The sequence below is a fragment of the Allosalinactinospora lopnorensis genome, from assembly GCF_000981225.1.
Taxonomy (GTDB): Bacteria; Actinomycetota; Actinomycetes; order Streptosporangiales; family Streptosporangiaceae; genus Allosalinactinospora; species Allosalinactinospora lopnorensis.
The window spans coordinates 1-23,705 of sequence record NZ_LAJC01000081.1 but is presented as its reverse complement, the minus strand read 5'-3'; the positions used below and the strand labels follow the sequence as shown (position 1 = coordinate 23,705).

General features: G+C 70.0%; 19 protein-coding genes. 4 read left to right on the top strand and 15 right to left on the bottom strand.

Translation table 11 applies throughout. The annotated features are described in order from the left end of the window. From VS93_RS22665 to metH, 7 genes are all read right to left on the bottom strand, one after another. On the bottom strand, positions 1-1,038 hold a 1,038-nt coding region (locus VS93_RS22665), incomplete at its 3' end, for an ABC transporter ATP-binding protein (RefSeq protein ID WP_046471907.1). Between the two features lie 109 nt (positions 1,039-1,147). Further along, positions 1,148-2,161 carry an ABC transporter permease gene (locus VS93_RS22660; RefSeq protein ID WP_046471906.1) on the bottom strand — a complete coding sequence of 338 codons (1,014 nt, stop codon included), beginning with the start codon at positions 2,159-2,161 and terminating at the stop codon, positions 1,148-1,150. A 26-nt stretch (positions 2,162-2,187) separates the two neighbouring features. Then, positions 2,188-3,210, bottom strand: coding sequence for an ABC transporter permease (locus VS93_RS22655; RefSeq protein ID WP_046471905.1), 1,023 nt, complete (start codon positions 3,208-3,210; stop codon positions 2,188-2,190). A 546-nt stretch (positions 3,211-3,756) separates the two neighbouring features. Next, complete coding sequence (locus VS93_RS22650) at positions 3,757-4,245, bottom strand: hypothetical protein (protein WP_046471904.1); 489 nt, start codon at positions 4,243-4,245, stop codon at positions 3,757-3,759. Positions 4,246-4,575: 330 nt separating this feature from the next. After that, positions 4,576-6,327 carry an ABC transporter substrate-binding protein gene (locus tag VS93_RS22645; RefSeq protein ID WP_046471903.1) on the bottom strand — a complete coding sequence of 584 codons (1,752 nt, stop codon included), beginning with the start codon at positions 6,325-6,327 and terminating at the stop codon, positions 4,576-4,578. Between the two features lie 406 nt (positions 6,328-6,733). Then, on the bottom strand, positions 6,734-7,438 hold the full coding sequence (locus VS93_RS22640; RefSeq protein WP_046471902.1) for an HAD family hydrolase: 705 nt from the start codon (positions 7,436-7,438) through the stop codon (positions 6,734-6,736). Further along, positions 7,435-10,902: a methionine synthase gene (gene metH, locus VS93_RS22635; protein ID WP_082127119.1), complete on the bottom strand. Its 3,468-nt coding sequence runs from the start codon at positions 10,900-10,902 to the stop codon at positions 7,435-7,437. The genes VS93_RS22640 and metH overlap by 4 nt, the downstream gene beginning before the upstream one ends. 342 nt (positions 10,903-11,244) lie before the next feature. On the opposite strand from metH, the gene VS93_RS22630 reads away from it, so the two are divergent. Then, the gene (locus VS93_RS22630; RefSeq protein WP_046471901.1) at positions 11,245-12,090 is read left to right on the top strand and encodes a PAC2 family protein; all 846 of its coding nucleotides are present in this window, start codon (positions 11,245-11,247) and stop codon (positions 12,088-12,090) included. A 30-nt stretch (positions 12,091-12,120) separates the two neighbouring features. Here the strand turns inward: VS93_RS22630 and VS93_RS22625 are convergent, their stop codons facing one another. The 4 genes from VS93_RS22625 to VS93_RS22610 form a co-directional block, all read right to left on the bottom strand. After that, a complete protein-coding gene (locus VS93_RS22625) occupies positions 12,121-12,549 on the bottom strand; it encodes an ABATE domain-containing protein (protein WP_046471900.1) in 429 nt (142 codons plus the stop codon). A gap of 252 nt (positions 12,550-12,801) precedes the next feature. Further along, complete coding sequence (gene mshC, locus VS93_RS22620; protein ID WP_082127118.1) at positions 12,802-14,028, bottom strand: cysteine--1-D-myo-inosityl 2-amino-2-deoxy-alpha-D-glucopyranoside ligase; 1,227 nt, start codon at positions 14,026-14,028, stop codon at positions 12,802-12,804. 58 nt (positions 14,029-14,086) lie between these two features. Beyond that, the gene (locus VS93_RS22615; protein ID WP_236700679.1) at positions 14,087-14,338 is read right to left on the bottom strand and encodes a hypothetical protein; all 252 of its coding nucleotides are present in this window, start codon (positions 14,336-14,338) and stop codon (positions 14,087-14,089) included. Next, on the bottom strand, positions 14,335-15,309 hold the full coding sequence (locus VS93_RS22610; protein ID WP_338022782.1) for an NRDE family protein: 975 nt from the start codon (positions 15,307-15,309) through the stop codon (positions 14,335-14,337). Before VS93_RS22610 ends, VS93_RS22615 begins: the two co-directional genes overlap by 4 nt. 197 nt (positions 15,310-15,506) lie before the next feature. Between VS93_RS22610 and VS93_RS22605 the strand changes: the two genes are divergently transcribed. Next, positions 15,507-18,017: an HAD-IC family P-type ATPase gene (locus VS93_RS22605; RefSeq protein ID WP_046471899.1), complete on the top strand. Its 2,511-nt coding sequence runs from the start codon at positions 15,507-15,509 to the stop codon at positions 18,015-18,017. Positions 18,018-18,045: 28 nt separating this feature from the next. Here VS93_RS22605 and VS93_RS22600 read toward each other — a convergent pair whose 3' ends face one another. From VS93_RS22600 to VS93_RS22585, 4 genes are all read right to left on the bottom strand, one after another. Beyond that, positions 18,046-18,792 (bottom strand): SCO1664 family protein, encoded by a 747-nt coding sequence (locus VS93_RS22600; RefSeq protein WP_046471898.1) that lies wholly within the window; start codon positions 18,790-18,792, stop codon positions 18,046-18,048. Positions 18,793-18,805: 13 nt separating this feature from the next. After that, positions 18,806-19,390, bottom strand: coding sequence for a DUF3090 family protein (locus tag VS93_RS22595; protein ID WP_046471897.1), 585 nt, complete (start codon positions 19,388-19,390; stop codon positions 18,806-18,808). A gap of 24 nt (positions 19,391-19,414) precedes the next feature. Beyond that, a complete protein-coding gene (locus VS93_RS22590) occupies positions 19,415-20,158 on the bottom strand; it encodes an MSMEG_4193 family putative phosphomutase (RefSeq protein WP_046471908.1) in 744 nt (247 codons plus the stop codon). An 84-nt stretch (positions 20,159-20,242) separates the two neighbouring features. Continuing rightward, positions 20,243-21,400, bottom strand: a complete 1,158-nt coding sequence (locus tag VS93_RS22585; RefSeq protein WP_046471896.1) for an undecaprenyl-diphosphate phosphatase — start codon at positions 21,398-21,400, stop codon at positions 20,243-20,245. A gap of 434 nt (positions 21,401-21,834) precedes the next feature. On the opposite strand from VS93_RS22585, the gene VS93_RS22580 reads away from it, so the two are divergent. Then, a complete protein-coding gene (locus tag VS93_RS22580) occupies positions 21,835-22,794 on the top strand; it encodes an aldo/keto reductase (protein ID WP_173434353.1) in 960 nt (319 codons plus the stop codon). Positions 22,795-22,911: 117 nt separating this feature from the next. After that, a partial coding sequence (locus VS93_RS22575; RefSeq protein WP_046471894.1) for a helix-hairpin-helix domain-containing protein occupies positions 22,912-23,705 on the top strand: 794 nt, incomplete at its 3' end.

Here is a 23,705-nt window from a genome sequence, read left to right as displayed (position 1 = left end):
CGCCTCCGCAGCGCTCTTCGCGGCGGAGGACGCGCCGCCCGCTTCGGCACCGCCGTCTCGCTCCTGGCGTTCGGCACGGATCAGCGCCCGGCGTTCGGCGCGCGAGACCTCGGTCCGGGGCACCGCGGCCAGCAGCGACCGGGTGTAGGGGTGCTCGGGGCGGGAGAGCACCCGGCGCACCTCGCCGTGCTCGACCGCCCTGCCGTTCTGCATGACCAGCACCTCGTCGACCGAGCCCGCGACGACGGCGAGATCGTGGCTGACCAGGATCAGCGACATCCCCAGATCCTGGCGCAGGTCGTCGAGCAGGTCCAGGATCTGGGCCTGCACCGTGACGTCCAGGGCCGTCGTGGGCTCGTCGGCCAGCAGCACCTTGGGCTCGCACATCAGCCCCATGGCGATCAGGACACGCTGGCGCATCCCGCCGGAGAACTCGTGGGGGTAGGAGTTGATCCGCTTGCCCGCTTCCGGGATGCCCACGCGCTCCAGCGATTCGACCGCCCGCTGCCGCGCCGCTGCCGTGCCCGCGCCGGGCCGGTGCGTGCGGTAGGCCTCCATGAGCTGGTCGCCGATGGTGTACTGCGGATGCAGCGAGGACATCGGGTCCTGGAACACCATCGCGATCTCGTTTCCGCGCAGCGCGCGGATCTGCGCGTCGCTCGCGTGGGTGACGCGGGGCTCCCGCGGGGCTCCGTCACCGCCGACCCAGCGGCCGTGCTCATCGGTCTCGGCGATGGGGGCGCCGGCGGCGTCGAGCGGGGGCTCGGTGCTGACGAGATCGGTGCCGACGACGGTGACATGGCCCGTGATCCGAGCGCTGGTACCGCGGTGCAGGCCCATGAGCGCAAGCGACGCGGCACTCTTGCCCGAGCCGGACTCGCCGACGATGCCCAGCGCGCCGCCGGGGGCCACCTCGAAGGAGAGCCGGTCGACCGCGTGGACGTCGCCGTCCATCGTCGGGAAGGTGATCGAGAGGTCGTGGACGCGCACGGCGGCACCGGCGTTCGCCGGTTCCCGCCCGGTTACCGGAGTGGTCATTGCCGGCCTTCCTTCGGCTCGGGCCCCGCCGGCGGGTCGGCCGACGGGGGCAAGGGTACTGCTCGACAGGGTCGGTTCGGCCGCCGGCCGTCGCCGGCGGTCGGAGTCATCAGCGCGCGACCCTGACCCGGGGGTCGACCCAGGCGTAGAGGATGTCGACGACCAGGTTGCACACCACCACGAAGAAGGCGCCGAAGAGAGTGACGCCCAGGATGACGGGGAGGTCGCTCTGCACGATGGCCTGGACCGCGTAGCGACCGATTCCGTTCAGCGAGTACACGCTCTCGGTGAGCACCGCGCCGCCGAGTACCAGACCGATGTCCAGCCCGAAGATGGTCACGATGGGGGTGAGCGTGGGACGCAGGCCGTGTTTGAAGATGACCGTGCGCTCCGGGAGCCCTTTTGCCCGGGCGGTGCGGATGTAGTCCTCGCCCATCGTCTCCAGCATGCCGCCGCGGGTCTGCCTTGCGTACTGCGCCGCGTGCAGGAAGGCCAGAGTGAGCCACGGCAGGATCATCCCCACAGCCCATTGCCACGGGTTCTCGATGAGCGGCGTGTACCCGGGTGTGGGGAAGATGTTCCAGGCGTGCACCAGGAAGGCCAGCGCGAGCAGGCCGGTGAAGAAGACCGGCAGCGAGACCCCGGCCAGGGCGACCCCCATGGCCAGGCGGTCGAAGAGGCTTCCCTTCTTGATGGCGGAGACGACCCCGACGGCCACGCCGCCGACCAGCCAGATGACGCCGGCCCCGATGGCCAGGGAGGCCGTCACCGGGAGCCTCGCCATGATCTCCGGGAAGACCTCCTGGTAGTTCTGGAACGAGTAGCCGAAGCAGGGTGCGCTGCACTCGACCACGCGGCCGCCGAACTCGTACTGGGCGCCGACGAAGATGCCCTTGATGAACTCCCAGAACTGCAGGATGACGGGTTGGTCGAGGTTGAGCCGGTCGACGGTGGCCTCAAGGGCGGCGGGCGTGGGCGCCCGGCCGACGTACATGGTGGCGAGCTGCTGGGGGGTCTGCCCGGCCAGCCGGGGGACCACGTAGAAGATCACGAACGTGACCATCGTGACGACGCCGAGCAGCAGGACCCCGGCGCCCAGGCGGCGAAGAATGTAAGTGAGCAACGTGCTTCCTTTGGGTCCGGGGCGGATCAGTCGGTCGAACGCGGGTCGAACGCGTCCCGGAGTCCGTCACCGAACAGGTTGAACGCGAGCACGGTGAGGAAGATGGCCAGCCCCGGGATGATCACGAAGTGCGGCGAGGTCGTGTAGAACTGCAGGGAGTCCGACAGCATGCCGCCCCAGCTCGGTGTGGGCGGGTTGATGCCGACACCGAGGAAGGAGAGGGAGGCCTCGAAGATGATGTTGGTGGGGATCAGCAGCGTCGAGTAGATGAGGATCGGTGTGACCAGGTTGGGCAGCAGCTCGCGGAACAGGATGTGCCGGTTGCTGGCCCCGAGGCTCCGCGCGGCCTCCACGAACTCGCGCTCCTTGAGCGTGAGGGTCTGCCCCCGGACGATCCGGCCGATGTAGGGCCAGTTGAAGAACCCGATGATGAAAATCAGCAGTGCGACGCGCAGCCCGTTTCCCTCAAGGCCGAACGCGCCGTCGGGAATGACGCCCGCGAGCGCGATCGCGAAGAGCAGTAGGGGGAAGGCGAGGAAGATGTCCATCGCCCGGCTGATCACGGTGTCGACCCAGCCGCCGAAGTACCCCGCGAGGGAACCGAGGATGGTGCCGATGATGACGCAGAGAACGGTCGCGCCGAACGCCACGAGCAGCGAGATCTGGGCACCGTAGACGATCCGGCTGAACAGGTCGCGGCCGTTGACCGGCTCCAGGCCCAGCAGGTGCTGCGGGCTGATGCCGCCCAGCGGGTCCAGCCCTCCGGCGGGGTTGCCGGGGTCGCGCAGCACACCGCCGGTCAGCGGGTCCATGAGCTCCTGGTGGAACTCGTTCGGGGAGTATCCGAAGAACCGGGTGAGCAGCGGGGCGAGCACGGCCATGAGGATCAGCAGCACGACGACGATCGCCCCGCCCATGGCCACCTTGTCCCGGCGGAACCGCTGCCAGGCGATCTGCCGCAGGGAGCGGTTCGCGGTGTCGGCGCGGCCGGAGGAGGCGACCACTTCCGGGTCGGCACTCTCCGTTGTTTCAGATCCAGGCGCGGTCATAGCACCACTCCCCCACTACTCGCTCGCTTGTGGCTGCGGGTCTGCTTCGCGGCCGGACCGCTGGGGTGTCCGCGGCCCGGGTGGACGCGGCCGCTGGCCCGCACCCAGAAGTACCCATCACCGAGGGTGAGCAGATACCCTCACCGACGGTGTCCTGTGGACCATTTTCCCGCGATGCACACAGCCACTACGGCTAACACATCCGGGGCGAACAGCACACGGCGAATAATTTACGCGCGAGTACGTGGCATTCTGTCCAATTTGTCACGATGTAGTGGAATCGTGACACGAGCCTCACAGTTCCGTCACGTTATGTTATGTAACGGGGCGTGGTGCTCCGCGGCGCCCACGCGTACGTTCGGACGGTTCGGCGCTGCGTACGGCGTCGGCCGGCACCGTCGACGGACACCGCCGAAACAAAGAAACACGCCCCGCTGTGGCGGAACGTGACATGCGGAACCGGCCCGGGACGGCCGGGTTGGCCGGGCCGCCGTTCCGGGTGCGGGCAGCCGCGCCTGCGGTCCGCGTCCGGTGGCTGACCGGCGGCTATTCGATCCCGTGCTTGCGCAGCAGGTCCTCGATCTCGCCGAAGTCGTCGCCTCCACCGGACTTCCGCTTCGACGCCGGGGCCGACGCCACCTGGTTGCTCGGCCGCTGCCCGGAGGGCACCTCGGTACCGCCTCCCGCGCCCGTGGCGGCCTTTTCGGCCTTCGGACCCGAGCCGGTCCCGATCCCGCGTGCGCGCATCACGCCGGAGACGACCCAGAGGACCACGGCCAGACCCGCGACGACCACACCGGCCCACACGACCGGGTTGAACACCAGCCCGAAGAAGAAGCTGACGATGTCGAACCCGAGCCGCCAGATGGTCGACATCAGCCCGACGAGGCCGGCCGCCAGCGGCAGCAGCGACCAGGCGACCCCGCGCAGCCCTGCCGCCGCACCCCTGCGCCGCCATACCACCCACGAGATGATCAGCCCCACGGCCGTGAGGCCACCACCAAGAATCCAACCTGCGATCGGCAACGTTTCCATAACCTCAGTCTCCCATCCTGCCGGGACGCTGCACATCGGGCCGATCCCCTAAGGAGTTCGGCCGGACGTCCGGATCCGGGCGCACAGCGGCACGGGGCGAAAAGCGCGGGAGCACACCGCCCGGACCGCCGCACAGGGATCGCACGCTCCCTGTGTCTCCCCTTCCCGCCCCAGTGGTCGGGGACTCTCCTTCGGGGACGACCGTCCCGCTCCACCCGGGGATAGCGCTCGCACCTCTCACGAGGCAGCGGCCGCAGCAAAAGAGCGGCGTTTCCGCCCCGGTCTGGGACCGGGGCGGAAACGCCGCGGGTTCGCCGCCGGTGTTGGAGGCTAGCCTTCGGTGGTGCCGAGCCTCATGTAGTCGTACATCTTCCAGCTCGGGTTGAAGTAGACGTTGGTCAGGGTGTCCGGCCGGTACAGCACCGACTTGTGGAAGACCATCGGCACGATCACGGCCTCTTCCATGGCCAGCCGGTCGATCTCCTCGTAGATCTTGGTGCGCTCGTCCTCGTCCTCGACCGTGATGGCCTCGTCCAGCAGCTCGTTGATCTCTTCGTTGTCGAGCTCGGAGATGTTGGCGTTGCCGGCCTCCTTGATGGCGTCGCCGTGGATGATCTGGCTGAAGTAGCCGTAGCCGGTGGGCCAGTCGGGCATCCAGCCGTAGATGTTCAGGCCCATCTCGTTGTCATGCACGAAGCTCGGCGAGCCGGCCTGAGTGTTGGTGAAGGTGTCCGACGGGAACTTCTCGATGCCGACGTCGATGCCGGCGCGCTCCAGACCCTGCTGGATCGCCTCGGCGGCCGCCACCTCGGCCGGGCGGTCGCTGCGCACGCCGAGGTTGGCCTCGAAACCGCCGTCCTCGCCGCACTCCTCCAGCTTGGCCTCGGCCTCCTCGATGTCGCCCTCGCCGTTCTCGGAGGGGTACAGGTCGAGCTCGGGGTTGGAACCGGGTACCGCCGGGGGCAGGATCTGGGTGGCGGGGGTGCCGCCGGCCTCGCCGCCCCAGGCGCGGTGCACGGTGTCGCGGTTCATCGCGTACTGCACCGCCTGCCGGCAGGCCACGTCGTCGAACGGCTCCACCTGGGTGTTCACCGTGAGGTAGTAGTGCGCGCTGTTCTCGGGGTTGTCCAGACGGGTCCTGACGCCGTCGTCGGTGAGGGCCTCGCCCTTCTTCGCCGGGCCCAGACCGGTGCCGTCCAGGGCGACGTCGAGCTCGCCGGTCTCCAGGCGCTGGTCGATCTCGTCCTGGTCGATGCCCTCCTCGACGGTGATCTGGTCCGGCAGCGCGGTGCGGACCTGGTCGGAGTCGGGGTCCCACTCCTCGTTGCGCACCAGGTTCAGTCCGTTGCCCGGGGTCCATTTGCCGTCGAACTTGTAGGGCCCCGAGGAGAGCACCTGCTCCTGGTACCGCTCGCCGGTGTCCGCCTCGGCCGGCACCGGTGCGCTCTGCGGCTGGGCCAGCACGTATTTGAAGTCGACGAAGGTGTCCTTGAGGTGGAAGACCAGCGTGTGGTCATCGGGCGTCTCGATGCCGTCGAAACCCGCTAGCGGGTCGTCGGTGTCGGCGTAGGGCCCCTCGTAGTCGCCGCTGTCGGCCAGGTGCTCCTTGTAGTACTTCGGGCCGTTGGGCAGCGCATCGGGGCCGAAGTTGCTCCGGGCGATGTTGTACTTGACGTCCTCGGCGACGATCTCGGTGCCGTCCTCGTACTTCTGGCCCTGCTTCAGCTTGACGGTGTAGCTCTTGCCGTCGTCGCTGACCTCGGGCATGCCCTCGGCCAGGTCGGGGACGAGCTCGCGGCCCTCCTCCCCCGGCGCGGGCGCATAGGTGTAGAGGGTACGGGCGTAGTACCGGCTGAAGTTCCACACATAGCCGTAGTAGGTGTTGCCCGGGTCGGTGCTCTCGATGTTGCCCGAAATGGCGAACCGGAGCGTTCCGCCCGCCTCGTCGCTGGGGTTGACCACCTCGGTGACCCCCTGATCGAACTCGGCGTCGCCACCGCCTCCTCCGTCCGTACCGCACGCCGAAAGCAGCAGGCTGGCCGAGGCGCCGAGCGCGACACAGCCCAACGCGGTTCTTCTCAATGTTTCGCCTCTCGTCAGTACTGCGGGGTTCAAGCACACCGGCGGGGCGGGTCGACGGTCTCGGGATCGCCGTACCGTCTGTAAAGAGGGGGACGATCTTTTTCGACACCAGGGACCGTACCCTCCCGTAGGATGCGCGTTCCGGCAAATCTAAGCCGGGTTTGGTCACAATTCATCTAAGGCGCGGTAACTAGTGCAACCCGAACGCCACTCGAATCGCCGGGCCGGGGAAACGCGGGCGGTGACACACGTCACACAGGCGTGCCCCGTAGGCGGACGGGAAGAGAGACGACGCCCCCGATGCGGCCGCTCTTCGCCGGGGACGGGCGCCGGGCGGGTCCCGCGGAAACGGAGAAAGGCGGCGGGGACGCCCCGCCGCCTTTCTCCTTCCGGCCACAACCAGGTGTCAGCCGTGCCGCGCGCGCACGAGCGCGCTCATCCACTCCAGGTCGACGCCCACGAGGGACTCGATCACCGTGAGCCCGTCGGCCTCCTCGATGCGCACCATGTTCGGCACGGCCACAGTGACGCAGCCGGCCGCGCAGGCCGAGGCGACGCCGACGGCCGAGTCCTCGAAGGCCACGCAGCGCGCCGGGTCCACACCGAGCAGCCGGGCCGCCTTCAGGTAGGGGTCGGGAGCCGGCTTGTTGCGCTCCACCTCGTCGCCCGCCACCGTCAGGTCGAAGCTCTCGACACCGATGCCGCCGATCGCCGCGTCGAGGACGGAGCGCTCCGTCGACGTCACCAGCGCCATGGGGACGCCGGAGCCCGCCACAGCGGCGACGAGCTCCTTGGCCCCGGGGCGCAGCTCGGCGCCCGCGGCCACCTGGCGGCGGAACGCCTCGCGCAACCGCGAGGCGATCTCGGCGGGCGGAGCGCCGGTACCGGTCAGCTCGGTGATGTACCGAGCGACCGGCACCAGGGCGGAACCGACGTTGCGCTGGTGGTCCTCATCGGTCCACACGCCGCCCAGGTCGGCGGCGACCTCCCGTTCGGCGGCCCGCCACAGCCCCTCGCTGTCGATGAGGGTGCCGTCCATGTCGAGCAGGACGGCCCGCGGGACGACCTCTGCGGGATCCGGCGCGGTCACACCGGTCGGAGTAGCGATCATGCGTTGAAGTATTTCGCCTCCGGGTGATGGACGACGATCGCGTCGGTGGCCTGTTCGGGAACGAGCTGGAACTCCTCGGACAACGTGACGCCGACGCGCTCGGGCTCCAGCAGTTTCATGATCTTCGCGCGGTCCTCCAGGTTCGGGCACGCCCCGTATCCCAGCGAGAACCGGGCACCGCGGTACCCCAGCTTGAAGAACTGCTCCAGATCGGCCGGGTCCTCTCCCGCGAAGCCCAGCTCCGAGCGGACGCGAGTGTGCCAGTACTCCGCGAGTGCCTCGGTGAGCTGCACCGAAAGACCGTGCAGCTCCAGGTAGTCGCGGTAGGCGTTCTTCTCGAACAGCTCCTGGGTGGCCTTGCTGATCCCCCCGCCGACGGTGACCACCTGGAAGGACACGACGTCGGTCTCGCCGGACTCCTTCGGCCGCCAGTAGTCGGCCAGGCAGAGGTGCCGGTCGCGCCGCTGGCGCGGGAAGCTGAAGCGGGTGCGCTCGGAACCGTCCTCGTCGAGCACAACGAGGTCGTCGCCCTCGCTGTAGCAGGGGAAGTGGCCGTAGACGACCGCGGCCTCCAGCAGCCCTTCGGTCTGGATGCGGTCCAGCCACATGCGCATGCGCGGCCGGCCCTCGGTCTCGACCAGCTCATCGTAGCTCGGGCCGTCGCCGCGCGAGCCCTTCAGCCCCCACTGCCCCATGAACGTGGCACGCTCATCGAGGTAGGCGGCGTAGTCGGCGAGCGGGATGCCCTTGCTGATGCGGTCGCCCCAGAACGGCGGTTCGGGCAGCGGGTTGTCGGTCGCCACGTCACTGCGTGCGGGCATGTCCTCCGGCGCGGTGACCTGCAGCTTGGCACCGCCCTTCACCCTGCGCTTGCGCAGTGCCGGCAGCTCGGCGCCCTCGACCCCCTTCTTGACGTCCATGAAGGCGTCCATCAGGCGCAGCCCTTCGAAGGCGTCCTTGGCGTAGCGGACCTCGCCCTGGAACATGTCCGCCAGGTCCTCCTCGACGAAGGAACGGGTGAGCGCGGCACCCCCGAGGAGCACGGGATAATGCTGGGAGATCCCGCGGGAGTTCATCTCCTCCAGGTTCTCCTTCATGATCACCGTGGACTTCACCAGCAGCCCGGACATCCCGATGATGTCGGCCTTCTGCTCCTCCGCGGCCTCCAGGATCGTCGAGACCGGCTGCTTGATGCCCAGGTTGACGACGTCGTAGCCGTTGTTGGAGAGGATGATGTCGACCAGGTTCTTGCCGATGTCGTGCACGTCGCCCTTCACGGTGGCGAGCACGATACGGCCCTTGCCCTCGTCGTCGGTCTTCTCCATGTGCGGTTCGAGGTGGGCCACCGCGGACTTCATCACCTCGGCCGACTTCAGCACGAAGGGGAGCTGCATCTCGCCCTTGCCGAACAGGTCACCGACGACCTTCATCCCGGCCAGCAGGTTGTCGTTGACGATCGCCAGCGCCTTCTTCTCCTGCAGCGCCTCGTCCAGGTCGGCGTCCATGCCGACCATCTCGCCGTCGATGATCCGCCGCTCCAGGCGCTCCCACAGCGGCAGCGCCGCCAGCTCCTCGGCGCGCGAGGCCTTGAGCGCCTTGGTGTCGACGCCTTCGAACATGTCGAGGAACTTCGCCAGCGGGTCGTAGTCCTCGGTGCGCCGGTCGTAGACCATGTCCAGGGCGACCTCGCGCTGGTCGTCCGGGATCTGGTTCATCGGCAGGATCTTGGAGGCGTGCACGATCGCGGAGTCGAGCCCCGCCTCGACGCACTCGTGCAGGAAGACCGAGTTCAGCACGATGCGCGCCGCCGGGTTGAGCCCGAAGGAGAGGTTGGACAGCCCCAGCGTGGTCTGCACACCCGGGTAGCGGCGCTTCACCTCGCGGATGGCATCGAGGGTCTCGATGCCATCGCGCCGGGTCTCGTCCTGGCCGGTGGCGATGGGGAAGGTGAGGGTGTCGATGATGATGTCCTCGACGTTCATCCCCCATTTCTCCACCAGCTCGTCGATGAGCCGGGAGGCGACGCGGACCTTCCAGTCGCAGGTGCGCGCCTGGCCCTCCTCGTCGATGGTCAGCCCGACCACGGCGGCACCATGCTCCTTGACCAGCGGCATGACCTTGTTGATCTTGGAATCGGGGCCGTCGCCGTCCTCGTAGTTGACGGAGTTGACGACCGCGCGCCCGCCCAGGAGCTCCAGCCCGGCCTCGATCACGCCGGGCTCGGTGGAGTCGAGCATGATCGGCAGCGTGGATGCGGTGGCCAGCCGGGAGGCCAGCTCCCGCATGTCCTGCGCGCCGTCGCGGCCGACGTAGTCGACGTTCAGGTCGAGCAGGTGGGCGCCGTCGCGGATCTGGTCGCGGGCGATCTCGACGCAGTCGTCGTAGCGCTCCTCGACCATCGCCTCGCGGAACTTCTTCGAACCGTTGGCGTTGGTGCGCTCGCCGATGGCCAGGTAGCTGGTGTCCTGGCGGAAAGGCACGCTCTGGTACAGAGAGGCCGCGGAGCCAGGGTTGGCGGCGCCGCGCTCCCTGACCGCGCGCCCCTGGACGCGCTCGACGACCTGGCGGAGGTGCTCTGGCGTGGTCCCGCAGCAGCCGCCCACCATCGACAGGCCGAACTCGCTGGTGAAGGTGTCGTGGGCGTCGGCCAGCTCATGCGGCTGAAGAGGGTAGACCGCGCCGTCCTTGCCCAGTTCGGGCAGGCCCGCGTTGGGCATGCAGGAGATCGGGGTCCGCGAGTGCTGGGAGAGGTAGCGCAGGTGCTCGCTCATCTCGGCCGGGCCGGTGGCGCAGTTCAGGCCGATCATGTCGATACCGAGCGGCTCCAGCGCGGTCAGCGCGGCGCCGATCTCCGAGCCCAGCAGCATGGTGCCGGTCGTCTCGATGGTGACCTGGGCGATGATCGTGATATCGGAGCCGGCGGCGCGGCGCGCGCGCTGGGCCGCGATCACCGCTGCCTTGGTCTGCAGCAGGTCCTGGCAGGTCTCGACCAGGATGGCGTCGGCCCCACCGTCGATGAGGCCCCTGTGGCACTGTTCGTAGTAGTCGCGCAGCGTGATGAAAGGGGCGTGGCCGAGAGTGGGAAGCTTGGTACCCGGTCCGACCGCGCCGAGGACGTAGCGGGGTTTGTCGGCTGTCGAGTATTCGTCGGCGACCTCGCGGGCCAGCCGGGCGCCGGATTCGGCGAGTTCGTACGTGCGGTCGACGATGTCGTATTCGCCGAGGTTGCCGAAGTTCGCGCCGAAGGTGTTGGTCTCAACACAGTCGACGCCGACGTCGAAGAAGGCGGCGTGCGTAGCACGTACAACATCGGGACGGGTGATGTTGAGGATCTCGTTACAGCCTTCGTGCCCCTCGAAATCGTCGAGGTCGAGATCGTGGGCCTGAAGCATGGTACCCATCGCGCCATCGGCGACGACGACACGCTGGGCGAGGGCATCCCTGAAGGAGAGTCGAGAACTCATGACCCTTAACTGTAGTGTCGGCGGACCCCGCGCTCCTGCTAAGGGGGGCCTTCTTCGGTCGCGCCGCGGTGTCGTTGCTGGTCAGAGGTCAGGAACAACAGTGTCCGGTTATTTCGATCGTTTCCGGTGAGGATACCGTACGTCGTTACGTCAGAGCCGGGTCAGCCCGTAGGGTGGACCTGTCCATGCTGCACCGGACCGGCACCGCGGCGACACGCCACCGGGGTCGGACGGACCGCGGTGGGGGGAGGACACGTGGACACACGTGTCCTCCGTGTCAGTGTCAGTGCAACCGACCGGATGGCCACCCGAGCGTGACCCCGGTATGTGAGGAGGCGGCCGGTGCCTGAGCTCGACAGCGTCCCTGAGCTCGTCGAGCCCGTCATGGTGGCCGCGTTCGATGGCTGGAACGACGCCGGCGAGGCCGCGAGCGCGGTGATCGAACATCTGGCCTCGACCTGGGACGCCGACGAACTGCTCGCCTTGGAGCCCGACGACTATTACGACTTCCAGGTCTCCCGTCCGCGCACGACGGTGGTCGACGGTGAGAACCAGGGCATCACTTGGCCCACGACACGGGTCTCGGTGGCCCGCCCCCCGGGCGGGCGGTGCGACATCGTGCTGGTCAGCGGCGCGGAGCCGAACATGCGCTGGCGCGGCTTCGCCGCCGACCTGCTGACCATCGCCCGCGACCTCGGGGTACGCCGGGTGATCCTGCTGGGCGCGCTGCTCGCCGATGCCCCGCACACGCGCCCCGTTCCGGTCACCAGCGTGGCCTCCCCGGTCGAGTTGGGCAGGACACTGCACCTGGAACCCACCGCATACGAGGGCCCCACGGGCATCGTCGGAGTACTGCACGACACGTTCGCCTCGGCCGGTGTGGAGACCGTGTCCCTGTGGGCCGCGGTGCCGCACTACGTCGCCCAGCCGCCATGCCCGAAGGGGACCCTCGCGCTGCTGCGCCGGGTGGAGGACGTCCTCGATGTCACCGTGCCGATGGGCGACCTGCCCGAGGAGGCCCGGGCCTGGGAGCGCGGGGTCGACGAGCTCGCCTCCGAGGACGACGACATCGCCGGTTACGTCCGCAGCCTGGAGGAGGCCAAGGACGCCGCCGAGCTGCCCGAGGCCTCCGGCGACGCCATCGCCCGTGAGTTCGAGCGCTACCTGAAGCGCCGGGGGCAGGGCTGAGTTCCGGCGCACCCCCGGCGGGGTGCGCCGCTACTCCCCGATTCGGATCCGCCGCCATTCGCCGGTCATGAGCACCGTGGCCCAGGCTCCGGCGACACGGGCCAGGCCGCGGCGCACCTCGTCCACCACGGCGGGGGCGAGGACCGGGCCCTCACCCGGCTCAATGCGTACGGTCACCCGCAGCCCGTCGAGGACCCGCTGGCCGCGGACGACCGCCTCGTGGTCGGCCGGATGGCCGGCGCAGAGCAGCAGCTGCGCGTGCATACCGTCGCGCAGCGCAATGGCCTCGTCGAAGTCGGCGAGCGTGATCGGTATGGCACCATCGGTGATGAGGCGGTGATCACGCAGAAACCGGGCGAGGTCCGCACGGTCGCTCAGCTCGTCGCCGGTCGCGACGAAGGCGCCCACGAGCGTGGCGGCGGTGCTTTGTGCAACATTCTGTTCGGTAGGGGTCGTCATGGCCCCATCCCATCACGGAACGCCATTCGGTAGTGACATCCGGCGAAGCCGGGACCGGAACCGGCCGAGCGAGGACCGCCCCGTGGCGGTCTCCGCGTCATCCCGCATCAATGGCCATATCCCACTGATCTTGCGGAAATCGGTCGCTCAACGTTTCGCGAGACACCGATTTCGTCAAGATCGGCGCCGGATTCCAAAGCGAAATGGGGTCAGACGGGCTGCGGGGGCTGGTCGTGCCAGACGAGGCGAGTGCTACAGCCGCAGGCCGAGGAGGGTGTCGGCCGTGTCGCGGACGAGCACCGGGGCGGAGGTGTCGCCGGCGCCGCCGGCCAGCGCCGCCGCCGCCCAGGAATCGAGTTCGGCCAGGGCGGACGCGGTGTCGAGGTCGTCGGCCAGCGCCTCGCGGATCCGGTGTAGCACGGGCATGGCGTCGGGGCCGGAGGGCAGGGCGGCGGCCGCGCGCCAGCGCTCCAGGCGCTCGGCTGCGGCGGTGAGCTCGGCGTCGCTCCAGTCCCAGGGCTCGCGGTAGTGGTGCCCCAGCATGGCCGTGCGCACCGCCATGGGGTCGGCGCCCTGGGCGCGCAACCGGGAGACGAACACCAGGTTCCCTCGCGACTTCGACATTTTCTCGCCGCCGAGACCGACCATGGCGACGTGGCTGTAGAGCTGCGCGTGCGGGCCGGTCCCGATGGCGCAGCGCGCCTCGGCCGCCCCCATCTCGTGGTGCGGAAAGACCAGGTCGGTCCCTCCCCCGTTGAGGTCGAACCCGACCCCCAGCTCGTGCAGGGAGATCGCGCTGCACTCCACGTGCCACCCGGGTCGGCCGCGCCCCAGCGAGGTCTCCCAAGCCGGCTCGCCGGGGCGCTCGGCACGCCACAGCAGCCAGTCGAGCGGGTCCTTCTTGCCCTCCCGCTGCGGGTCGCCGCCGCGCTCGGCGAACAACTCCAGCATCTCCTCGCGGTCCAGCCCGCTCACCTCGCCGAACCGCGGCGCCGACTCGGCGGCGAAGTAGATGTCGCCGTCAAGGTCGTAGGCCGCCCCGCACGCCCGGATCCGCTCGATGAGCTCCACGATGAGGTCGATGGACTCCACCACCCCGACGAAGGACCGGGGCGGCAGGACGCGCAGCTCCGCCATGTCGGCGCGGAAGACCTCGATCTCGCGCTCGGCCAGCGCCCGCCAGTCCTCCCCGTTGGCCTCGGCTCTCTCCAGCAGCGGGTCGTCGATGTCGGTGATGTTCTGCACGTAGTCGACGTCGTGACCGGCATCCCGCCATACCCGGTTGACCAGGTCGAAAACGAGGTAGGTGAAGGCGTGGCCGAGGTGGGCGGCGTCGTAGGGGGTGATGCCGCAGACGTACATCCGCGCGGTCGGCCCGGGGCTCGTGGTGCGCAGGGTGCCGGTGACGGTGTCGTGGAGGCGAAGCGGCCCGCCGTTACCGGGCAGCCGAACGGTGTCAGACGCAGACCATGAACGCATATCCCGAGACTATCGGCCCCACCTGGACGGCGATGCGGGCGCTCGCGTCGCACCGGCCTCAGAGAGCGCTCTCGCCCTCCCGGTGCGCGCGCATGATGCACCTGATGCTGACCAGTACCGTAAGGGCGCACAACGCCGCGAGGAACTCGTTGCCCGCCTGCCAATGGAACAGCGCCGCCAGGAAGGCGACCACGTACAGCAGCCAGTACGCTGCCGGTTCCCACCGGCGCCGCTCGGAGCGGAGGCGGGGACCGATGGCCCGCTCTCCGCGGTCGTCGCGCCTGCCGCGCCATGCCCGTTTGACTATCACGGTGGCATCGCATTCCCTTCACCCAGCTGGCCACGCCTGGGGCTGATCCGGACGACCTGATCCGTTGCCCGTCCTGTCCGGAAAAAGACGTCCCGCATGGTTACCGGGTTTACCCGAAGAGCAACTACGGTCAGCGCACCATCCGCCACGCTCCTGGATCGCCCGGGGCGCCGGTGAACGCGTAACGCACCGTGTCGCGGCTGAGCGCGAGGAGCGTCACCGAGGTCGACGCCCACACACGGCCGCCGCCGAGGTCGGCGCGGGCCAGGAGCGAGGAGGGGTCGTCGGCGGCGCCGCCGAACCCACCCGTGCGCGGAGCACCGTGCGCCGCCTCGTCCACCAGCCGCGGCCAGCGCCCCCCAGATCTCGTCAGGGGCCGCGGCCTCGCGCAGAACGCGCGCCCCCGCCTGCGGCAGTGCCGCGGCGAAAGTCGGGCCGTGCCGGCGGGCGCGCGGCTCCGCTTCGTCCAGACCGCTGTTGACCAGCACGCTTATCCGGCCGGCGGGCAGCATCTGCTCAGCGAACTCGCGCCCGTCCCAGCTGTAGAGGACGGCGGTCTCCGCGTCGGCGCCGAGCAGGTGGAACGGTTCGTACCGGCGCAGTTCCCCGGCTCCCGGGTCCAGCTTGCCGTGCGCCGCCATCAGGATCGGAAGCCGCCCCCGGCTCAGTCCTGCGGAGGGGGCCGCGATCCCGCCGGCCGCCGGGCGTCCGCTGTGCGCGGTGTCGACGGGCGGGCGGCCGTTGAGCACGGCCCCGACCCGCGGCCCGCGCCCAGCGGTCCCGGACGTTTCCGGTGCGACGGCCAGCCAGGTCCCGCCGGCGTGCGTATCGCGCCCGCCGAGCAGGCCGGGGTGCTCCGGCCAGTGCTCGCCCGGCCGCTCCCAGGTGCGCTCGACCAGTTCGTCGCGCACCGCGGCCAGCAGCAGCGGAACCTCGGTTCCCGGGCGGAAGGCGACAACGACGGTGCACATCCTGCAATCTCCTCACACGGCAGGCCCCGGAGGGTCCGCCGCGGCCGTACCACGGTGGATCGTCACTCTACCGCCCCCCTCTGATCACCGGACAGGCCAGCTGAGACCAACGCGTGAGCCGCCACGTTCCCTTAAGCTCGGACCCGGTCGGACACCGTACGTCCGAACGCCCAGGTTGCGGATGAGTTGGAGCGTTGATGACCCAGCAAGGCGAGCAGCGGGAACAGGCCGCGTCCGTCATCGATGACGGACGCGGCCTCTCTGCGGCCCAAGTCGCGGAGCGCCTCGCCTCGGGCCGGAGCAACGACGTGCCGGTGCGCGCCAGCCGCAGCGTCGGCCAGATCATCCGGGGCAACGTCTTCACCCGCATCAACGCGATGATCGCCGTCCTCTTCGCCATCATCGCCGTGATCGGCCCGGTGCAGGACGGCCTGTTCGCCCTGGTCATCGTGATCAACACGCTGATCGGGATCGTGCAGGAACTGCGCGCCAAACGGACCCTCGACAAGCTCGCGATCGTCAACGCCGCCCATCCGCGGGTGCTGCGCGACGGCGAGGTCGTCTCCCTCTCCGCTCAGGAGATCGTGCTCGACGACGTGGTCGAACTGGCCCAAGGCGACCAGGTGGCCGTGGACGGCGAGGTGGTCGCCGGCAACGGGCTGGAGATCGACGAGTCGCTGCTGACCGGCGAGGCCGACCCGATGGTCAAGGCACCCGGCGACAAGGTCATGTCGGGCAGCATCGTGGTCGCGGGCAGCGGGCGTTTCCGGGCCACCAGAGTGGGGCGGCACGCCTACGCCGCCCGGCTCGCCGAGGAGGCCAGCCGGTTCTCCCTGGTCCACTCGGAGCTGCGGTCGGCGATCGACCGGATCCTCCGCTTCATCACCTGGGCGCTGTTCCCCATCGGCGGGTTGCTGATCTTCAGCCAGCTCGTCCTCGGCGGGCACGTCACCGTCGAGGAGCCGCTCGGCGGCGGGCACGTCGCCGGCCCGTTGGCCGACGCGCTGCGGGGCATGGTCGCGGCACTGGTGTCGATGATCCCCGAAGGACTGATCCTGCTGATCAGCATCGCCTTCGCGGTGGGGGTGATCCGGCTGGGCCGGCGGCAGTGCCTGGTCCAGGAGCTGCCGGCGATCGAGGGCCTGGCGCGCGTCGACGTGGTCTGCACCGACAAGACCGGCACCCTCACCGAGACCGGCATGCGCGTGGCCGAGGTCCGCGACCTCGGAGGAGGGCACAACGGCGAGCAACTCCTCCCCCGCGAGATCCTGGCCGCGCTGGCCGCGGCCGACCCCAGCCCGAACCCCAGCATGGCCGCGATCGCCGAGGCCTTCGACAGCGCTCCGGACTGGGTACCGACGGCCTGGGCCGCGTTCTCCTCGGCCCGCCAGTGGAGCGGGGTGAGCTTCGACACCCCCGAGGGGGAGCGGCACTGGATCCTCGGAGCGCCGGACGTGCTGGCCGCCCCGGACAGCCGCGAGGCCGCCGAAGCGGAGCGGCTGGCCAGACAGGGCCTGCGAGTCCTGCTGCTCGGGCGGGCCGCGGAGTGCGTCGACTCCCCCGGCGTACCCGGAGCCGTCACCCCGGTGTCGCTGGTGGTGCTGGAGCAGCGCATCCGCGGGGACGCCCCGGCGACGCTCCGCTACTTCGCCGACCAGGACGTCAAGGTCAAGATCGTGTCCGGGGACAACTCCGCCTCCGTGGGCGCGGTGGCCCGCGAACTGGAGCTGCCCGGGGCCCGTTATCCGACCGACGCCCGGACCCTGCACGGGGACGGCCCGCGCTTCGCCGAGGAGGTGGAGTCCACCTCCGTGTTCGGGCGGGTCGCGCCGGAACGGAAGCGGGACATGGTGCGCGGCCTGCGGAAGCGGAAGCACACCGTCGCGATGACCGGTGACGGGGTCAACGACGTCCTCGCCCTCAAGGAGGCCGACGTCGGTGTGGCCATGGGGTCGGGCAGCCCCGCCTCGCGATCCGTGGCCCAGATCGTGCTCCTGGACAACCGGTTCGCCACCCTGCCCCACGTGGTCGCCGAAGGGCGGCGGGTCATCGGCAACATCGAGCGCGTCGCCAACCTGTTCCTCACCAAGACCGTCTATTCGATGACGATGGCCACCCTCGTTGGCATGCTCGCCCTGGCCTACCCGTTCTTCCCGCGGCACGCCACGCTCATCAACGCGGTCACCTTCGGGATCCCCTCGTTCTTCCTGGCGCTGGCGCCCAACAACGAGCGTGCCCGCCCCGGGTTCGTGGCCCGGACCCTGCGCTTGGCGATCCCCGCGGGCCTCATCAGCGGGCTGGCCGCCATCACGACCTACCTGCTGGTCCTGGGCGGGTCGGCCGTCCCCGACCTCACCGACCGCACCGCTGTGGTCATCACCCTGTGCGCCACCACGCTCTGGGTGCTGCTGCTCACGGCCAAGCCCTACGTCTGGTGGAAGGTCGTCCTGGTGGCCGCCATGGTGGGACTGCTGCTGAGTGTGCTGCTCACCCCTACGGGCCGGGAGTTCTTCGCCCTCGACATCAGCGATCCCCAGAAACTGGTCACCGCTCTCGCCGTGGCCGGCGTCGCCGCCAGCCTGATCACGCTGGCCCGGATCGCCGACGACTACCTCCTCCGCCGCAAGGAGGAGCGGGAGCAGGAGGAGGTGCCTCCGGCGGAGACTCCCAGCACCGATCTTAACGAAATCGTTCCTTCAGGGCGCTGAGCGGCAACGATCTCCTGAGCGACGGAGGCTACACGGGCGGCCAGGGGATGGCCGGGCGGCCAGGGGCCGGGTAGGGGTGGACCCGGTGCTCGCGCAGGAGTTCGACCCTGCGGCGCACGGCGTACCGCTCAGGGGCGGTCAGGTGCCGGGCGAGCTGCTCCGAGACCGGACTCCCCCCCGACCGGAGGAGCTGGGCGTGCACGTCATCCAGGGCCGCGAGCGCCTCATCGGTCAGCGGCTCGCCCTGCCACTGCCAGAGCACGGTGCGCAGCTTGTACTCCTCGGCGAAGGAGACACCGTGGTCGCAGCCGTAGAGGTGGCCGTCCGGAGTGGGCAGCAGGTGCCCGATCTTGCGGTCGGAGTTGTTGATGACGGCGTCGAAGACGGCCATCCGGCGCAGCCCGGCGTGCACGCGGTCCCGGGAGAACGCCACCAGGTCCACCGTCGGGTCGCGTTCCACCCAGAGCTGGCACATGCCCTCGCCGAACGGGCCGTCGCGGTACACCGTTGGCGGGACGACCCCCCAGCCGAACGCCTCGGAGACCGCGAAAGCGGCCAGCTCGCGACCGGCCAGTGTCCCGTCGGGGAAGTCCCACAGCGGGCGCTCCCCGGCCACCGGCTTGTAAATGCAGCCGGCGCTGACCGATCCCGAGGTGACGACGCAGTAGAGGGCCGCGTTCGAGGCGTCGGTGAGACGCCCGGCGACCGTCAGCTCCCCCACTCTCAGCAGCTCCACGGCATCGGTCGAGGGCAGCTCTTCGAACGACGCGGTCATCCCTGTGCCCCCGTTAAAGCGCGCCCGGCTTGTAGCCGTTCTGTCGAGGGCAGACGTGCCCGTCCGGGTCGAGAGGACGCCCGCAGAGAGGGCAGTTCGGGCGGCCGGCGGCCACGACCTTCATCGCGCGTCCGGCGAACGCCCGCGCCGCTTTCGGGGTCAGATAGACGCGCAGCACGTCGCGGTTGACCGGTGCGTCCTCAGTGAAGACCTCGGGCTCTTCCTCGTCCTCCTCCTCGGCTTCCTCACCGGACTCGTCCACCTGCTGCGCCTCGATGATCACCCGGGCCACCTCGGCGTCCCAGGCGAGTGCCAGCGTCCCGACCCGGAAGTCCTCTTCGATCGGCTGCTCCAGCGGCCCGTCGTCGATCTCCCCGGCCTCGGGAGCCGTGTCCTCCGGCTGCTCGCCGAAACGGCGCCGCACCTCTTCCAGCAATTCCTCAACGCGTTCGGCGAGCGCCTGCACCTGAGCTTTCTCCAGAACGACACTGGTGATCCGGCCGCCCCCGGTGGCCTGGAGGAAGAAGGTGCGCTCCCCTGGTTGACCGACGGTTCCGGCCACGAAGCGATCAGGGGGGTCATATTGGAACACGGACATGCCAAGAACCCTAGAGGATCGTGGTCACCGTGGCGATTCGCCGGTCTGGGCTCCCGCACCCGCGCCGCCTCCGACCGCGGCGTCGCCTCCGACCGCGGCCGGGTCGGGCACCAGGCCGGCCGCTGTGTTCGACTCCCCCACGTCGTTGAGGCGCACCAGGAACGGGCGGGTGGAAGTGTACCGGATGACCGTGAGCGAGCAGGGATCGACCTGCACCCGCTGGAACTGGTCCAGGTGCAGGCCCAGCGCGTCGGCGACGATCGCCTTGATCACGTCGCCGTGGCTGCACACCAGGTAGGCGGGGGCGGAACGGACACGGGCCAGCCGGGCGTTCCAGTCGCGCACGGCGGCGACCGCCCGATACGACATCTCGGCCATGCCCTCCCCGCTGGGGAACCTCGCGGCGGCCGGGTGCGTCTGGACGACCCGCCACAGCGGCTCCCCGGCCAGGTCCGCCAACCGGCGTCCGGTCCACTCACCGTAGTCGCACTCGACGAACCGGTCGTCCACGACGACCTCGCGGCCGTCCGCCGCCGCGAGCGCTGCGGTGGTCTCGCGGCAGCGTTCGAGCGGGCTCGAAACGACCGCGGACAGGTCGAGCCCGGACAGCCGGCGCGCGAGGTCCTTGGCCTGCGCGGTTCCCCGAACGTCGAGGTGCAGTCCGGGGGCCCGGCCGGCGAGGACGCTCCCCGTCTGCTCAGTGAGGCCGTGCCGGACCAGCAGGAGGGTGACTACGGGCTCCGGTGGCCGGTCTGCTTGGCTCTGCACGCGGATCACGATATAAGCCCACCGCCGGAGCGGGTCAAAGGCGCGGGCCCTCGGCCCGGCGCCTCTACCGCGTACGGCCCCTGCTCATTCGGCGGGCGTATCGGGCCCGCCCTGCTGCGTGGGATCGTAGGGCTGCCCGGTGTAGGGGTCGATGGGAAGTCCGGTCTGCGGGTCGATCTGCACCGTCTCGCCGGTGGCGGGGTCCCGGTACTCCCCGGTCTGCGGATCCTGCGCCAGCCCGGTCTCCGGATCGATCGGCCATCCGGTGTCGGGGTCGGTGCTCGGTGTCGGCTCCGGCTCCTCGGAAGGCTCCGGGGCCGGTTCCCGCTGCTCCCGCTCCTCTTCCTCCTCCGGTTCGGGCGAGGGCGGGGCCTCGGTGACCTTGTCCTCCTTGGCGCCGGCCTCCGCGGCGTGGGTGCCGCCGTTCGGGTCGAGCACGCCGAAGCTCACCAGCGCGAGGACCAGGATCCCCAGCGCGATCCGGTAGTACACGAACGGCATGAAGCTGTGCGTGGAGATGAACCGCATGAACCAGGCGATGACGGCGTAGCCGACCACGAACGCGACAAGGGTGCCCACGATGGTGGCGCCCCACCCCGCGTACTCGTCACCGCCGATGTCGAACAGCTTGTAGAAGCCGGAGGCGAACACGGCCGGCAACGCGAGCAGGAACGCGTACTCGGCGGCATCTTTGCGTTTGAAACCGAGCAGCATGCCGCCCGTGACCGTGGCACCGGAACGCGAGACACCGGGGATCAGCGCGAGTGTCTGGAACATCCCGTAGATGATGCCCCGCTGCACGCTGAGATCGGTGAGCTCGCGGTGCTTGCGGGTGTAGCGGTCGACCATGCCGAGGATCACGCCGAAGCCGATCAGGGTCAGCGCGATCAGCCTGAGGTCGCGGAACACGCTGTCGATCTGCTCTTCCAGCAGCAGCCCGGTGACACCGATGGGGATGGTCCCGACGATGATGTACCACCCCATCCGCGCGTCGAGCTGGCGGCGTGCCTCCCGGACGACCAGGGAGCGCATCCAGGTCGAGATGATGCCCCAGATCCGCCTGCGGAAGTAGAGCAGCACCGCGAGCTCGGTGCCGATCTGGCTGACCGCGGTGAACGCAGCACCCGGATCGGGCCAGCCGAAGAAGGCGGAGAGCACCCGCAGGTGACCGCTGGAGGATACCGGCAGGAATTCGGTGAGTCCCTGGATAAGCCCCAGGATGACGGCCTCGAAGATACTCACGGCGACGCTGCTCCACAGACGCTCGGTTCCCGCGGCGCGAACAGGGCCGGGACACTCGGAAGGAAGCTCAAGAAAGCTATGGGGATTGAACCGGCCCGACTGCGGCGGGCGGACCAGGGCAGCTTACTGCAGGATCCGACCGTCCGGCGCCCCGGCCCCTTCCCATTCCGCTACTGTCCGGTGAGCATCACCGACACCCCGTGCTTTTCGCGGTACCCTCCGCGCCGTGACCCCCGACGCACCTGCACGTGGGAACCGCTCACCCCCTGCTCCGGGTCGAGACAGACGACGGACGGCCCGTGCCCGGTCCCCGCGGAGTAGGGCCGGCCCTACTCCGCCCGAACAGGCGGGGCAGCGAACGAAGAGGAAAGCAACGGCGAAAACGGGGAAGCATTATCCTGGCCGTTACGCCGGGGCTCTTCACGAGGAGACGGATGGAACAGCGACAGGTGGGTGGGTCGGGCCTATGGGTTTCTCACACTGCCCTGGGCACGATGACCTGGGGAAAAGACACCGAGGAAGGTGACGCCGCCGACCAGATCAGCACCTTCGTGGAGGCCGGCGGGACACTGATCGACACCGCCGACATCTACACCGGCGGGCAGAGCGAGCGCATCATCGGACGACTGCTGCACAGCGCTGTCCGCCGGGACGACGTCGTCATCGCCACCAAGGTCGGGCACACCCCGGAGCGGCACCGCCCGCGCGACGCGTCGCGCCGGCACCTGCTGGCGTCGCTGGACGCGTCGCTGCGGCGGCTGCAGACCGACCACATCGACCTGTGGCAACTGCACGTCCACGATCCCGACACCCCGGCGGAGGAGACCCTTTCCGCCATGGAGGCGGCCGTCGCCTCGGGCAAGGTCCGCTACATCGGGGTGGGTGACCTCGCCTCGTGGCAGTTCGCCAAGTACGCCACCTGGCAGCGCGCGGCACCGGCCCACGACCGGTCCCTGATCGTCTCGGCCGGTACGGAGTACTCGCTGCTGAACCGGCGCGCGGAGCACGGCCTGCTGCCCGCCGCCGCCGACAGCGGGACCAACCTCATCGCATGGTCCCCCTTGGGGCGCGGCGTGCTGAGCGGGAAGTACCGCAGCGGAGTGCCCGGCGACTCCCGCGCCGCGATGCAGCACATGGCACCCTACGTGGAACCGTACTTCGACGAGCGCAGCCGACGCATCGTGGAGTCGGTGTGCACCGCGGCCGAAGGGCTCGGCGTCTCACCGTTGGCCGTGGCGCTGAGCTGGGTACGCGACCACTCCACGGTCGCCGCCGCGACGGTCGGACCCCGCACCACCGCCCAACTGGAGGAGATCCTCGCGACCGAAAGCGTGGAACTTCCCCGGGAGATCCGCGAGGCCCTCGACGACGCCTCGTCGGCTCCCCCTGTCTGAGCCTCCGGCCCGGTCCGCGGAGCCGTCCACAGGCCCGCGACGAATGCCGGATCACCGGCTCGCGCTCGCTAAGCTCCCAGGGACGGCCACCACTGCGCCAGGAGAGGAACACCCGCCATGTCCGAGGCACCGCCGCCCTCCCACGAGACCGCCGGGCCGGCGGGTCCCGCCGGCGGGGAAGCCATGGAGCGGACAAAGGCCGTCCTGGTCCGGATGGGCGCGCCCGAACCGCTGGCGGCTCCGCTGCTGTCCGCGTTCGGTCCCGGCGCCCCGGTCGAACTCGCCGACGACCCGTGGCGGCTGCTGGCACTGCGCCAGGTCACGCCCGAGCAGGCCGACCACTGCGCCCGGCGGTTTCTCGGCGCCGGCGCCTCCCCTGACGATCCGCGGCGCGGACGGGCGATCATCGCCCACCTGCTGCGCCGCGCGGTCCGCGACGGCCACACCGCCATCGAGGAGCGTCGGCTGGCCCGAGCGGCGCGTTCGCTCGGGGTCCCCTTCCCTGCGGACGCCATGGCGGCCGCGCTCGACGAGGGGGAGGTCATGGTGTTCGAGTCCGTCCCCGAGCCGGAGGGCGACCCCGAATTCGGCGGTGGGCCCCCGGAGATGCCCGAGCCCGAGCGGCACTACGCCCTGGCCAGGGTTGGGCTGGCCGAGCAGGACCTGGGCGAGGGTGTCACCCGGCTATCGGGGACCAGCGAGCCCCTCATGGACTCGGCCACGGCCGCCGAGACGGTCGAGGCCGCCGCGGAGCGGTTGGGGTTCGAGGTCGCACCGGAGACCACCGCCGCGCTCGTCACCGTGGCACTGCGCGGGGTCTGCGTCCTGACGCACGGCGCCGGAGCCGCGCCCGCTGTCGCGCACACGCTGGCCTGTGCCGCCGCCATCGCCGCCGGCAGCGAGGTCGGCAT